The sequence below is a fragment of the Alkalihalobacterium chitinilyticum genome (assembly GCF_029028005.1).
Classification (GTDB): Bacteria; Bacillota; Bacilli; order Bacillales; family Bacillaceae_F; genus Alkalihalobacterium; species Alkalihalobacterium chitinilyticum.
The window spans coordinates 410,922-424,137 of sequence record NZ_JAOTPO010000001.1 but is presented as its reverse complement, the minus strand read 5'-3'; the positions used below and the strand labels follow the sequence as shown (position 1 = coordinate 424,137).

The 13,216-nt window shown below is 37.6% G+C and carries 15 protein-coding genes; 6 read left to right on the top strand and 9 right to left on the bottom strand.

Features of this window, described 5'->3' with window-relative positions; translation table 11 throughout:
- Window positions 1-47 precede the first annotated feature (47 nt).
- Window positions 48-656, bottom strand: coding sequence for a CPBP family intramembrane glutamic endopeptidase (locus N7Z68_RS02150; protein ID WP_275116807.1), 609 nt, complete (start codon window positions 654-656; stop codon window positions 48-50).
- The gene (locus tag N7Z68_RS02145; RefSeq protein ID WP_275116806.1) at window positions 653-1,906 is read right to left on the bottom strand and encodes a DUF4236 domain-containing protein; all 1,254 of its coding nucleotides are present in this window, start codon (window positions 1,904-1,906) and stop codon (window positions 653-655) included. The genes N7Z68_RS02150 and N7Z68_RS02145 overlap by 4 nt, the downstream gene beginning before the upstream one ends.
- An 83-nt stretch (window positions 1,907-1,989) precedes the next feature.
- On the opposite strand from N7Z68_RS02145, the gene N7Z68_RS02140 reads away from it, so the two are divergent.
- Window positions 1,990-2,424 carry an SRPBCC family protein gene (locus N7Z68_RS02140; protein WP_275116805.1) on the top strand — a complete coding sequence of 145 codons (435 nt, stop codon included), beginning with the start codon at window positions 1,990-1,992 and terminating at the stop codon, window positions 2,422-2,424.
- Window positions 2,425-2,553: 129 nt separating this feature from the next.
- On the opposite strand, the gene namA is transcribed toward N7Z68_RS02140, so the two are convergent.
- The gene (namA, locus tag N7Z68_RS02135) at window positions 2,554-3,570 is read right to left on the bottom strand and encodes an NADPH dehydrogenase NamA (protein ID WP_275116804.1); all 1,017 of its coding nucleotides are present in this window, start codon (window positions 3,568-3,570) and stop codon (window positions 2,554-2,556) included.
- A 99-nt stretch (window positions 3,571-3,669) separates the two neighbouring features.
- The gene (cbpB, locus tag N7Z68_RS02130) at window positions 3,670-4,107 is read right to left on the bottom strand and encodes a cyclic-di-AMP-binding protein CbpB (protein ID WP_275116803.1); all 438 of its coding nucleotides are present in this window, start codon (window positions 4,105-4,107) and stop codon (window positions 3,670-3,672) included.
- A gap of 544 nt (window positions 4,108-4,651) precedes the next feature.
- On the opposite strand from cbpB, the gene N7Z68_RS02125 reads away from it, so the two are divergent.
- The 5 genes from N7Z68_RS02125 to cysC all read left to right on the top strand — a co-directional run bounded on the left by N7Z68_RS02125 (window position 4,652) and on the right by cysC (window position 8,446).
- Window positions 4,652-5,413 carry a DUF4097 family beta strand repeat-containing protein gene (locus N7Z68_RS02125; RefSeq protein WP_275116802.1) on the top strand — a complete coding sequence of 254 codons (762 nt, stop codon included), beginning with the start codon at window positions 4,652-4,654 and terminating at the stop codon, window positions 5,411-5,413.
- 202 nt (window positions 5,414-5,615) lie between these two features.
- Window positions 5,616-5,765, top strand: a complete 150-nt coding sequence (locus N7Z68_RS02120) for a YezD family protein (RefSeq protein ID WP_275116801.1) — start codon at window positions 5,616-5,618, stop codon at window positions 5,763-5,765.
- A gap of 151 nt (window positions 5,766-5,916) precedes the next feature.
- Window positions 5,917-6,642 (top strand): phosphoadenylyl-sulfate reductase, encoded by a 726-nt coding sequence (locus tag N7Z68_RS02115; protein ID WP_275116800.1) that lies wholly within the window; start codon window positions 5,917-5,919, stop codon window positions 6,640-6,642.
- A gap of 53 nt (window positions 6,643-6,695) precedes the next feature.
- Entirely contained in the window at window positions 6,696-7,838 is a 1,143-nt protein-coding gene (gene sat / locus N7Z68_RS02110) for a sulfate adenylyltransferase (protein WP_275116799.1), read from the top strand.
- An 11-nt stretch (window positions 7,839-7,849) separates the two neighbouring features.
- Entirely contained in the window at window positions 7,850-8,446 is a 597-nt protein-coding gene (cysC, locus tag N7Z68_RS02105) for an adenylyl-sulfate kinase (protein WP_275116798.1), read from the top strand.
- Window positions 8,447-8,511: 65 nt separating this feature from the next.
- Here the strand turns inward: cysC and N7Z68_RS02100 are convergent, their stop codons facing one another.
- The 5 genes from N7Z68_RS02100 to N7Z68_RS02080 all read right to left on the bottom strand — a co-directional run bounded on the left by N7Z68_RS02100 (window position 8,512) and on the right by N7Z68_RS02080 (window position 13,024).
- Window positions 8,512-10,290, bottom strand: coding sequence for a S8 family peptidase (locus N7Z68_RS02100; protein WP_275116797.1), 1,779 nt, complete (start codon window positions 10,288-10,290; stop codon window positions 8,512-8,514).
- Entirely contained in the window at window positions 10,287-10,853 is a 567-nt protein-coding gene (locus N7Z68_RS02095; protein ID WP_373323090.1) for a GNAT family N-acetyltransferase, read from the bottom strand. The genes N7Z68_RS02100 and N7Z68_RS02095 overlap by 4 nt, the downstream gene beginning before the upstream one ends.
- A 21-nt stretch (window positions 10,854-10,874) precedes the next feature.
- Window positions 10,875-11,684 (bottom strand): divergent polysaccharide deacetylase family protein, encoded by an 810-nt coding sequence (locus N7Z68_RS02090; protein ID WP_275116796.1) that lies wholly within the window; start codon window positions 11,682-11,684, stop codon window positions 10,875-10,877.
- On the bottom strand, window positions 11,685-12,596 hold the full coding sequence (locus tag N7Z68_RS02085; protein WP_275116795.1) for an NAD(P)/FAD-dependent oxidoreductase: 912 nt from the start codon (window positions 12,594-12,596) through the stop codon (window positions 11,685-11,687).
- A gap of 125 nt (window positions 12,597-12,721) precedes the next feature.
- Window positions 12,722-13,024, bottom strand: coding sequence for a MerR family transcriptional regulator (locus tag N7Z68_RS02080; RefSeq protein WP_275116794.1), 303 nt, complete (start codon window positions 13,022-13,024; stop codon window positions 12,722-12,724).
- Window positions 13,025-13,216: the final 192 nt, after the last annotated feature.

The following is a 13,216-nucleotide window of genomic DNA, read 5'->3' as shown; positions in this document are numbered from 1 at the left end:
TTCACCTATAGCAAAATCCGAAGCTTGAATGAAAGCTTCGGATTTTTTTACAACAAAGGAAATAGCACTAATAAAAATAAGTTAAAAATGCTGTGAGATACAATCGGAATGACCATATTTTCAGTTCGATAGTAAAGATAAGACCAAACGGGTCCTGCGACCAGTGCTGCTACCAATAATAGCAGGGTTCCGGCATAAATGTGTGCAACAGCGTATAAAACCGTTGAGATGAAGATGGCAGGAACAGGTTTCATCCAAAAGCGTAACTTCTGAAAAACAAAGCCACGCCAGAACAGTTCTTCTCCAGGAATGACGATTAAAAATAGTACAAGAAAGTGCCACCATTCGATCGGTTGGACGAGTGCATAGAGTGCATTCAGTTGTGTAAGAAACGGTAAATTGAGCCACCCAATTAGGAATTTCCCAAAGGTAAATAAAGCATAGAGTCCAACTCCACTTCCTACTGCCAACAAAAGTTGTCCGAAAGTAATCATACGACTGTTTATAGATCCGAAGCCGATTGAAATACCGATTAAAATAAATAAAGCAAACGAGAAAATGATCCAAAACGAAACAGGCTGCCAGGCAAAACTTGCCCATAAGAGCAGGTGGGCAATGATGAGTCCTGTCACTAACTGTATAAATTGTTGATTCATATCGATTTCCCTGTAAACTCGTCAGGAGCAAAAGGAATAATTTCTTTAAAAATAAACGTCTTCGTTGCATTTAACCGATGCTCAAAGTTTTCAAAAGCTGATATAGGGTGGAGACCAGCCATGTTTAATGAATAAAAACGGTCTCGTTCGACTATTAAGCTGTATATGTAAGTATCGTCTTTATGTCCTGTTGCTTCATTCAAACGTTGTGTATATCCAGAGATGATAACTCTTTCACATGTAGGCACAAAGGCAAAGGCAAATGAGCATAAATAAAGAGCTGTGCCGCCAACCATCACTGCATAATGTTCTCTCGTCTCACGCTGGGATTTCTCTTGGATTTTAAGTCTACCGGACTTCATAATTGTCGCCTTCTCTAAAGGCACTTCTTCCAGCTCTGGCAGGTCGACATCGAAATAGATGGTGTTTTCACTGAGCATTTTAAAATCGACATTTGTTTCTAATGGAAAGTCTAATTCTTCTAAGTGCAGAGCAAGCCAATCTTCTGTTGCTTGAACGTCATGTTTTAAAACCGACGCTAGGAGGTCATTCCTTTTTTGTTTTTCCTCGATAAATAACTGCTTCTGTTCGCTGTAGTCCTCTAACTGTTCTTGAAACATCTCATTTGCTTCTGTGTGCAAGCGATTTTCAAATTCTCTTCTTTTAGCAGGGAAAAGAAGGACTAAGCGATCAATGAAGTTCAGTTGCTTTTTTCTTTCTTCCTTTAGTTGGTCAATGATTTCACTTTGATTGGGTTCCTGTTCTTCAAAAGAAAGATCTTGTTCAATCAGATTTTGCAATTCTTGAATAGAAAAAGTCTTAAACACATGATGATGTAACTGTAAAAGTTTCTCGGTCTGAGCATTGATTTCTTGTTCTTTTTCCAGGTGAATTTGTTCAATTTGTGTGGAAAATTCTTTCTTAAGCTTTCTTTCTACTGTTACCGGTAATGCTTCTCCTTTGTCTGTTACAAATTGAACGGTATTGTCCTGTTTATTAAAGGATAATTGTACGTTTTCATAGGTTTGATTTTTCTCAGTAACATTAAATAAGCGCTGACCGTTGCGTCGATCAATACGTGTACGGTAAGAGAGGCCGCTTCCCGGTAGTCCTACATTTCCGTATAGCCCGCGCTTGCCAACAGTAAGACTTGCTCCTCTTGGGCCAATTGAAGAACTTATCCCTCGTTTGCTTATATTCAGTCGCACTCCTGGTGCAACTCGAACTCGTTTTTGAAAGCGAAAGCTCATTGTAATCCTCCAGTCATAATTGTTTACATTAATTGTACTATAAATTTAAAATAAGGATAAAGTATCCAATGGGGGTGGCAGGTGTGGGGAGAGGAACATTCAAATACGAAACAACGATTGATGCACCACTTAGTGAGGTTTGGGACTTTTTTAAGAGTGCTGAAAATTTGACGGTTATCACATCATTTCCAAGAATTAAGCTTCACTCTGATTCGAGCACGATTGAGGGAAATCATATTGAAATGGAACTGAATTTCGGTGTAGTTCAAAAGAAATGGACGGCCAAAATTCTTGAAGTAAAAGAGGAAGAATATTTTATTGATAAAGGGGTAAAGATCCCTTTTCCATTTATCGAGTGGGAACACAGGCATCAGTTTGATTCTGATGGAAGTCGAACCAAAATGACGGACATTGTAAATTATCAAGCATCAATCCCAAATTTATTTGTCACACTTGTGCTCAGGCAAATGTTTTCTGGGAGGAAAAAAGTATTGGTGAAGAAATTTACTAGCAAATAAAAAATGCCACGGGAAAAGAAATTCTCGTGGCATTTTAATTCTTGTTGATGTCGTTGTCCGTATCCTTAAAAGTCTTTATTAACGAGTTTTGACCACAATCTAAGATCTAGATTTGTTTGAAAAATGCCTTTAAAACCAAACCCGGTCATATTGCTTTGGTGTAGGTATCTGAACATTTAATTCTTTTGCAGCTTGTAGTGCCCAATATGGATTACGTAATAACTCTCTTCCGACAAAAATGAGATCCGCACGATGATTTTGTAAGATTTCTTCTCCTTGTATGCCAGATGTTATTAGACCGACCGCCCCTGTTTTAATATTGGCTTCTTTTCGAATTTGTTCAGCATAAGTGACCTGGTAACCTGGATAGGCTTGAATAGGAGCCACTACAACCCCGCCACTGCTTACATCAACGAGATCAACACCTTGCTCTTTCATTCGTTTGGAAAAATAAATGAAATCATTTATGTCATTTCCCCCGGCAGCATACTCATTGGCTGATAATCTTACAAATAATGGTCCATTCCAAACGGTGTTTATGGCATCAATGATTTTTTCAAGAAAGCGATATCGATCTTTAATAGCTCCACCAAAATCATCCGTGCGCTTGTTCGATAGAGGTGAGAGAAATTGATTAATAAGGTATCCATGCGCTCCGTGAATTTCAATCACATCAAATCCCGCTTCTTTTGCTCTAACGGCTCCTTGTTTAAAATCCTCTATTGTATCATATATCATTTTTTCGTCCATCTCGGTTGGCATCTTCAATTTTTCATTAAAAGGAATTGCACTTGGAGCAATCGTATCCCCGTCAGCCATTGCCTTACGTCCAGCATGAGCTAGTTGAATAGCTGCTTTTGAGTCATAACGATGAATTTCTTTTACGATCTCACGCAAACCATCAATTTGTTCATCATTCCAAATCCCAAGGTCTTGATTAGATATACGACCTTCAGAGGTAACTGAGGTGGCTTCAATCATAACTAGTCCGACTCCGCCAATGGCTCTGCTCCCATAATGAGTGATGTGAAATGGCTTTACCTTTCCATCTGTATTGGCAGTATACATGCACATAGGAGACATGACGATTCTATTATGTAGTGTAACGTTTTTTATTGTAACTGGAGAAAATAATTTGGTTTCCAAAGCTATAACCCCTTTCTAATAACATAACAACCATTATTCTAACACTCTTTTGCAATAAAAATAAACTGATCAGCATATGAGCAGATCAGTTTACATTCATTACTTTTGCAAATAACGATTAATTAAAGCTAATATGGACCTTCGAGTTAGGATGCCAATAAAGGAACGATCGTCATCCAGAATACAAATGAATGGGTGATTAATAGACATTGCTAATGCTCTTGAGAAAGTAGAGTTTTTATTAATCCAAGGAATTTTTTCTTCCATCACATTTTCTACACGTTGCTCGTTCAGCCGCTCTAATTCAAATCGTTCAAGTCCTATTATAGAGTCTAAAATCAGAGCCTTGCTAATTTGCCCGTGCAGTTTATAACTTGAATCTAGAACTGGAATAGCAGAATAACCGGATTTAATAAGAACAAGAAGGGCATGCTCTAATGGGTTTCCTAATTGAACGTGAGCAACTTTGTCAGCAGGTATCATTAATTCTTTGATTTCATTATCCATGATATTACTATCTTTTAACTTTTGTAGCATGATCAGCATCACTTCTTCTCTATAAAAATTGTAAATACGAAGTAATTGTGCACTATTTAATACTATGAGGAACAGAAAATTTTGTCAAGATCATAGAAAACGCTTCCACAATTATTATATGATACCTGAGGGTTGACTGATGATAAATAAGTGTAAGTTTGAAAATAAGTAAAGCTGGTGAAACTAGATGAAAAGTTAAAAAGTGAGTTGAACGTAGGATGCATACGAAACAAACGGTTAAGTACATTTGTAAACAATACTCCTCAGGAAATTGTTATTACTATAAACAAGAAATTATTACTCACGATTCGTGGGAAAATATAAAGTCCTTAACTTGGTCTGCACCAAGGCCTATTACAAAAGAGACTTTTTTTAAAAGAAAAAAAGAAGGGTTTCGCACCGAGTTTATTGTGATGGAAAAGAAACCAGCCGAAGTAATTCACTTTTCAGACCTAGTCAAAAGACGCTAAGTTTTCACTGTACACTTTTTAATCGATATGGTATCGTAAGGCGGATATGATAATGTGAAAGAAGGTTAATTTAGATGAAGAAACTCGGCTTATCTCTAGTAGTATTTTCACTACTTTTTTTAGTTGGTTGTAATTTAACGATGATTCAAAATGAGCAAGAATACTCAATAGATGCAACAGAAGTACAAAGGTTTGTCATGGATTTAGATGAAGGTGAAATTGAAGTTTTCGGTGAAGACCGTACGGATATAAAAGTGATTGCTACTTTTGCTTCCAGAGGTGAAGAAGTAGATCTTACAGAACAATTTCAAGTTGATAATATGAGTGTTTCATTGGAACAAGTGGAAGATGAAGCACTATTAATAACGAACATTTATCGTGGGGATCAATCTCCAATCGAGGCGCGCATTCATATTAAAGCTTACGTTCCTCGTGATCTTGAGGTGATAATGGATCATGATGGTGGAAACTTAGGAATAAGCGAATTGTCTAATTCTTTAGTTATTAATCAAGGGGCTGGAAAGATCGAGATTGAGAATACGAGTGGAGATATAAAAATTACGGATGGTACCGGTGCCATTAGTCTTATGAATAACGATGGGGATATTTCAATAAACAACAATTCCGGTGCCGTTGAGATTGCAAATCATACCGGCGAAATTAAATTAATAAGTGGATCAGGTCAAATTAATTTGGAAGAAATAACAGGGAACCTTCAAGTCCGCAGTGGGTCAGGATCCATTTATATCGACCAAGTTAATGGTGACGTAAGTATATTAGAAAATCGCAGCGGGAAAGTAGAAATTACAAATATATCAGGAACGATTACTCAATAATCGTTTTCTCAGTAATAGTGTCAGTACCTTCATATGAAGGTGCTGACTTTTTTTGTGCTGTTAATGAGTTTTAAAGATGTGTTTTTTTGAAGATACATTTTCAAAAAAGTTGGTTGACACACTGTTAGATGATGGATATAATTCAATTAAACATATAAATCTTATAAAAATACAAGGAATTAAAACGAGGGAGGCGGAGCCGGTGGGGGCAAGAAACGACCAGGACCTAGAGCAAGTTTTTGAAAAAATAAAACTTCTCCTCAACGATTTAAAATACGGCTCAATTACGATTGTCGTTCAAGATGAAAAAGTCATCCAAATCGAAAAAAATGAAAAAGTTCGTTTAAAATAAGGACTAACGTTCGCTGACTAGAAAAACTAGAGGCGGCATTCAGTAACCGTTTTCGGTACTGAGTGTCGTCTCTTTTTATTTATCACACAACAGCAGAAAATTAACGGTTTTATGAAGAATAGATAAATTGAAAAAAGGGGAGAAGTGATGAATGGTTACTTTTCAAACCGTGTCTGAACAAGAGCTAAAGCATCTAAACGAAAGTGTCTTAAAGGAAAAAGACACAGTCGATGTTCTAAAGTGGGCGTACGAAACTTATGGCAATGATTTGGTGTACTCCTGTAGTTTCGGAGCTGAAGGTGTCGTGTTAGTTGATTTAATAAGTAAGGTAAGACCGAATGCGACGATCCTGTTTCTAGACACGAATCTTCATTTTAAAGAAACATATGATTTGATTGAAAAAGCGAAAAAGAAGTATCCCAACCTTAACATTCAAATCATTCAACCTGAACTGACTGTTGAACAACAAGCAGAAGAACATGGGGATAAGCTGTGGGAGAGAAATCCCGATCGTTGCTGTCAGTTGCGGAAGCTGGAACCTCTTGAAAAAGAGATATCCAAGTACGTAGCTTGGATATCGGGTTTACGAAGAGAACAGTCACCGACGAGACGTAATACACAATATGTAAATATGGACCGTCGTTTTCATTCCATAAAAATTTGTCCCCTCATCCACTGGAAGGAAGAAGAGATTTGGATGTATATCAAGCTCAACAAACTTCCATATAATGAGCTTCACGATAACAATTATCCTAGTATTGGTTGTTTTCATTGTACTTCACAAGTAGCTGAAGGAATGGACCCGAGAAGTGGACGGTGGGCAAACTCAGCCAAGACGGAATGTGGTCTACACCTTCCTGGTAACAGTGATAAATAAGTTAGATGAAATAAAATGATAGTAAACTATTTAAACGAAGGAGAGAATGACGAATGGCAACAATTGAGGCGCATGGTGGTAAACTAATGAATTTAATAAATGAGGCTTATGATTTTTCTCATATTAATAAAGAAATAGAATTGGACGATTTTGCTTTATCTGATTTGGAGTTAATTGCTAACGGGGCTTTTAGTCCGTTAACAGGCTTTATGAATCAAGCAGACTATCAATCTGTAGTAGATCAAATGAGATTAGCTGATGGAACGGTTTGGAGTATTCCTATTACTTTACCGGTAACAAAAGAAAAAAGTGAGCAACTTGTTATTGGTGAACAAGTGAAGCTTACGAAAGATGGTTCAGTTTACGGTGTCATCGAAGTAGCTGAGTTATTTGAGCCTAATAAAGACCATGAAGCTGAAAATGTATACAGAACTGGAGATAAAGCCCATCCAGGTGTAGCTAAATTATTTTCTCGACCAAACGTATATGTCGCAGGGTCGATTACACTTGTAAAACGGATTGAGCGTGAAAGGTTTAAAGAGTTTTATTTGGATCCGACGGAAACTAGAAAAACATTTGAGGAAAAGGGATGGGCAACGGTTGTTGGATTTCAAACGCGAAACCCGGTTCACCGAGCTCATGAATATATTCAAAAGTCGGCATTAGAAATTGTCGACGGTTTATTCTTAAATCCTCTTGTAGGGGAAACAAAGTCTGATGATATTCCGGCTGATGTTCGTATGGAAAGCTATCAAGTCTTATTAAAGAATTACTATCCAAAAAACCGAGTGTTTTTAGGGGTATTTCCTGCTGCGATGCGTTACGCAGGACCGAGAGAAGCCGTCTTCCATGCGATTGTCCGTAAAAATTATGGGTGCACCCACTTTATTGTAGGTCGTGACCATGCTGGAGTAGGAGATTATTATGGAACGTATGATGCACAATTAATCTTCAAGAATTTCCAACCAGAAGAACTTGAGATTACACCATTATTCTTTGAACATAGCTTCTATTGCAAAGCTTGCGGGAATATGGCGAGTACGAAAACATGCCCACACGGAAAAGAACATCATGTCATTTTATCAGGAACAAAGGTGCGTGAAATGCTAAGTAATGGTCAAACACCGCCGCCTGAATTTAGTCGTAAAGAGGTTGTAGAAGTATTAATACGGGGCATGAGTAAGGTTCATGCATAGGAGGTGGAGAAATGAGTAATCATATCGTTTGGCACCAATCAACAATTGGCAAAGAAGAGAGACAAGGGAAGAACAAACATAAAAGTGTTATATTATGGTTTACAGGGTTGTCTGGATCAGGTAAATCAACTTTAGCTAATGCAGTAGATCATTTACTTTTTGAACGTAACGTCAATAGTTATGTTTTAGACGGTGATAACATTCGTCATGGTTTGAATAAAGGTCTAGGCTTCAGTGATGAGGATCGAAAAGAAAATATACGTCGTATCGGTGAGGTATCAAAATTATTTGTTGACGCGGGAGTGATTACAAGTACGGCTTTTATTTCTCCGTTTCGAGAAGACCGAGATAATGTTAGAGGTTTAGTTGAATCTGGTGAATTTATTGAAGTTTACGTGAAGTGTTCGCTTGAAAAATGCGAGGAAAGAGATCCAAAAGGGTTGTATAAAAAAGCAAGAGCTGGTGAAATCCCTGATTTCACAGGAATTAGCTCGCCATATGAAGAGCCAATTTCACCGGAAATAACAATAGAAACAGATGTATTATCCATCGAAGAAGCAGCTAACCGCGTGGTCCAGTACTTAAAGGAAAATGGCATAATCCAATAAATAAATTAAAGGAGCGCCACAGATTATACATTAACTGTAGTGCTCCTTTTTGTGCTTTGATCTAATTAGTCGATTAACTGTTTTAATGCGTCTCCAACATTGATTTCACCGGATCCATAAAAAGGATCATGACCTCGTTCTCCTAAATCAATGGCAGTCGCTGTTATTAATTCATAAACTTCTTCATTCGATAGCTCAGGGTTGATCGAACGTATTAACCCGGCTAAACCGGCAACATGTGGGGCAGCCATGGAAGTTCCTGACATGATAACATAATTATTGTTTGGGAATAAACTTGGAATATGCTCGCCTGGTGCAGCAACATCAATGTGGTTCCCGTAGTTAGAGAAAAAGGCGCGTTCTCTTTGGTCGTCAGTTGCTGCTACTGTCAGTACTTCTGCATAGTCAGCGGGATACATTGGCTCATTGGTGTTATCATTGCCACTTGCTGCGATTAAGACAACGTCGTTTCGATGTGCGTATTTTATAGCATCGTGTAGAATGTATGAGTTATGATAATCACCCAAGCTCATATTAATTACTTGGGCACCGTTATCAACGGCCCAGCGTATTCCCCGTGCTACTTCAAACGACGATCCTTCGCCCTTCTCATTTAAAACTTTTACAGGTAGAATATTGTTTTGCCATGCAACCCCTGCGATCCCTGTAACGTTATTTGTAAGGGCTGCTGCGACACCTGCAACATGTGTACCGTGACCGTGTTCATCATTTGAATTAGAAGTGCCATCAAAGGCGTTAAATCCTTCAAGTACTTTTCCTTTTAGGTCCTGATGGTTAGGGTCAACTCCCGTATCAAGTACAGCAATCGTTGTTTCCTCGGCACCATCAGTAACTTCCCAACCTTCTTCAGCTTGTATTTGGCTCAAATTCCATTGATAAGGTTGGAAGAATTCATCGTTCGGAACAACGGTTCGCGTAGCTTGTTTAGTAAATACAAAGTTTGGTTCGACAAATTCCACATCAGGATGGTCAGCTAATTTTTGCAGTAGTTCATTCGTTGATTTTGCAGCAGATTCTACAACATAATAAGGGTCACTATTTTTGACTAATGATAAGTCAGCCTGCTCCTCAATCCAAGCTTCACTATCTTGGTTATTAACAAGCTTAATTACAGCTTGTCCTTCCACATAATGTTGCTCCTCATCGTCTTCAAGGTCAGAGTGTACGACAATTTGCCACCCAAGCTCGGGTACAGTTTGGGCCGATACACCTTTAGGCAAATCTTTCGTTGTTTTCCATTGAACTTCAGGGTCATCCCCTGAAACGAAGAAGTTTCCATTTGAATCAGCAACAGACGCTAAATCTTTAATATAATTTTTTACAAACGTTAAATTGATTTCACCTGCAACGGTCTTTTCATCATCCATTTCTTTACTAATCATAAAGAAGTGTTCATTTTCTTCTTGATATGGGTCCGAAAAAGTTAACTCACCGTGCTGGTGATGGAGTTGTTTCAATTTTTCTTCATTTATTTCACCAACTGCTTCTGTTAATTTTCCATCTTCAACGATTGCGAAAGAATGAAAATGAGGATGCTCGTGTACTTCCTGATGAAATTTTTGTTTTAATTCTTTATCACTTAAATCTTGCTTTGCCCAGCGATCAAGTTGAAGAGACAACTGTGAAAGAAACATCGATGTTGTCATTGAAAGATCTTCTGCTAACACTTGATCCATCCCCTTTTGTTCCATTCTTTCTTCCTTTTGATTCGGAGGCGGGGTACGTTGCATTTCCATTTGATCACCGTTAGTGAGGATGAGAGCTATAAAGCCTAGAAATATAAATCCACCGACAAATAATGCAATTTGATACATCTTTTTCATTTCTTTTCACCACCTGAATTAAAAAAATAAGCCATTAATACTTCATCATCGTACGTCCCTTTTAAGCATACTTGTTCTTTTTGAACCCCTTCGACAACGAAACCGGCTTTTTCATAAAGGTCAACTGCGATTTGGTTGGAAGAGAATACAGTGAGACATAATTTATGCAATTGCTCTTTTTGACACCAGTTTAGGGTGTAAGCCATTAATTTTTTTCCGATTCCTTTTCCTTGAGCATCTGTAGTTAACCATGTACGAAACAGTCCGGTATGTTTTTTCATTTCAAGAGAACTGCGTATGACTCGAGCTAATCCACTTATTTTTCCATTAATATCAACAACAACATACATGTTGCCGTTCTCCTGCATTTCATGAATGAATTGTTTTTCTTCTTTATCTGTTCGTACGGATTCTTTTTGTAGAAAAGTGCCTTCTGATACAATTTCTGAAACAGCATGAACAATACCTTTGCTATCTTTCGTTGTAGCAGGACGAATCGTTACTTGAGTTCCATCTTTAGCAGTAAATGTCTCAATCGTTTGTAGCTTTTCTTTAAGTAACAAGATAAACCTCCTTTCACGTAGTTATTCTGACTGCCAGAACTTCTCAGGGTTTTCTTCTACTTTCGTTTGCAATAAGTGTGATGCTGGTACGATCTCTATCCCTTTTTCTTTAAAATGAGGTAGAGCCGATTTTACGCCCTTCACAGTTTCTGTTCCCTTTATTCCGACATGTCCTATTCCTATAGCTTTTCCGTGTTTGGTTGCAACTTTAGCTAATTTAATCATTTGTTTGTGTACATGACTGCTTGATGAATGTGTATCATCAAGGAAAGTATCCCTGATCGACCAAGGGATATTCATCTCTTCTGCTAATTTAGGTATGACCGATTTCCCGCTCGTTCCACTATCAATGACGTACAAGTCATATTCTTTGACCACTTCTAGAATAACTCGCATAATTTCTTCGTCTTCTACAATTTTGGAGCCCATATGATTGTTCACCCCAGCAATGTGAGGAATGCTTTCGATTGCTGCCTTTACTCTTTTTCTTATTTCTTCATGACTTAAATCACTTGTAATCGGATTAGGTCCAAGCCACGATTTCTTTCCTTTTTTAGGTTCAAGAGGCAGATGGAGCATAACTTCTAAGCCTAGTTCATGTGCCTTTAATGCTTGTTCTTCACTGTTTTTTAAAAAGGGCATAACAGCGACGGTAATTGGGATTTTAGAGTCAAAAAATTCATTCACACCTTTCACATCTCCACCAAAATCATCGATGATTATAGCAGCTTGTAAACCTTGTTGTTGTGTAGAATGTTCTTTGGCGACCAGTGTTGTTTGAAATATCGTAAGAAAAATAACGAATGCCAAGAAAATTAAGGACTTTTTCATTTATGTAGCCAGCTCCTTTTGTAAACTTTTGTGGATCCAAATCGCTGCTTGTGCTCCATCACCCATGGCAACACTCAGTAATTGAGAGTGATTGACTAGGTCACCAACTGCCCAAACGTTTGGTACATTTGTTTCTTTTGTACGGTGATTTACATTGACATGCATATTTTCAAGTCGTTCAATTCCAATCTCTTTTGCAATATTTGAATTAACTTTGGTTCCTTTCATTGCAAGAAAAGCATGATTAGCTTCTATTTTGTATCCATTAGATAATGTAACGCCAGACAGGTATCCTTCCTCTTTATAGTGCAGCTCGCTCACTTCTTCCTGATATAAAGGAATATGCTTACTTTTTAATTTGGCCTTTAATTCTTTATCGATTTCATCAAGATCGTGGTTAACGTAGATAATGTCCTTTGTCCAGTATGTAAGTAGTAAAGAGAGTTGTGCTCCTTTATTTCCAGAACCAATGACGATTGTTTTCTTATTGGATATCTCATACCCATCACAATCAGGACAAATATAAATTGATCTACCTAAACATGGATATATTCCGTCCAACTCTGGTATTCGTTCAGTCATTCCCGTTGCTAATAATAGCTTTTTTCCTTGAAGAGAGTTACCATTTTTCAAGTGAACAGAAAAGGTGCCGTCCTCATTTTTAGTGATAGAAGATGCTGTATCTTCTATCATCTTTACATCATAAGATAAGGCTTGTTTTTTTCCTGCTTCTCGAAAGAAATCGCCATTTACCCCATCAGGCCAACCGAGAATATTATGATACTCTTTACATAAGGTTGAACGGCCGCTACCGTTATCAACAATTGCGATATCGTGCTTATAACGACCGAGTTGGATTGCTGCTTGGAGTCCTCCAATACCGCCACCGATGATGATGCAGTCGTACGACATGACAGTCAGTCCTTTCATAACGCAAATTAAAGACTTTTCGAGTACATAGTATTAATAGTTTTCCTTAAACTGAATTTCTTATGAAAGCAAAAAAATAAGCAGTTAAACATTAAGTGTTTAACTGCTTATTTTCTCATATTGAAAGCGGCATTTAGTTGGCCACGTAGCATTTTTTCACGAACTTCTTTCTTCTTAAGTTGTTTTTGCTCCATTTTGCGAATTTCAAAAGTTTGCATTCCATCTTCCATTTTATTGGCAATATCAACAAGTCGTTCAACATCTAGAAAAGAATATTTTCGTGTACCACCTTTAGATCGTTCAGGGAAGATTAGTTTGCGCTCCTCATAATAACGTATTTTTCGTTCGGATAGCCCTGTTAGCTCACTGACTATGCCGATCGTAATCACTTTTTTATCTTTATACGACATGCGCCGACTCCTCTCCTTAGTAAAACTTTTCTGTCTATTTCTTAATGATTACTATACCATAAAGAAAATGTGCAAAAGGGTTCAATGTAAGATAATCTAACATGTATTCTTAAAACAAATTCTTAAGTAAAAAAGGTTAAAAAATTTGTAAAAAACTTTTCCTTCTTTTCACACCATTGTCTTAAAAAAGCA

What these genes read in the sequence shown, in the direction of transcription:
- N7Z68_RS02150 (WP_275116807.1), bottom strand. Translation starts at nt 656, where the DNA reads ATGAATCAACAATTTATACAGTTAGTGACAGGACTCATCATTGCCCAC.
- N7Z68_RS02145 (WP_275116806.1), bottom strand. Translation starts at nt 1,906, where the DNA reads ATGAGCTTTCGCTTTCAAAAACGAGTTCGAGTTGCACCAGGAGTGCGA.
- cbpB (WP_275116803.1), bottom strand. Translation starts at nt 4,107, where the DNA reads ATGCTACAAAAGTTAAAAGATAGTAATATCATGGATAATGAAATCAAA.
- N7Z68_RS02125 (WP_275116802.1), top strand. Translation starts at nt 4,652, where the DNA reads ATGAAGAAACTCGGCTTATCTCTAGTAGTATTTTCACTACTTTTTTTA.
- N7Z68_RS02115 (WP_275116800.1), top strand. Translation starts at nt 5,917, where the DNA reads ATGGTTACTTTTCAAACCGTGTCTGAACAAGAGCTAAAGCATCTAAAC.
- sat (WP_275116799.1), top strand. Translation starts at nt 6,696, where the DNA reads ATGGCAACAATTGAGGCGCATGGTGGTAAACTAATGAATTTAATAAAT.
- cysC (WP_275116798.1), top strand. Translation starts at nt 7,850, where the DNA reads ATGAGTAATCATATCGTTTGGCACCAATCAACAATTGGCAAAGAAGAG.
- N7Z68_RS02100 (WP_275116797.1), bottom strand. Translation starts at nt 10,290, where the DNA reads ATGAAAAAGATGTATCAAATTGCATTATTTGTCGGTGGATTTATATTT.
- N7Z68_RS02090 (WP_275116796.1), bottom strand. Translation starts at nt 11,684, where the DNA reads ATGAAAAAGTCCTTAATTTTCTTGGCATTCGTTATTTTTCTTACGATA.
- N7Z68_RS02085 (WP_275116795.1), bottom strand. Translation starts at nt 12,596, where the DNA reads ATGTCGTACGACTGCATCATCATCGGTGGCGGTATTGGAGGACTCCAA.
- N7Z68_RS02080 (WP_275116794.1), bottom strand. Translation starts at nt 13,024, where the DNA reads ATGTCGTATAAAGATAAAAAAGTGATTACGATCGGCATAGTCAGTGAG.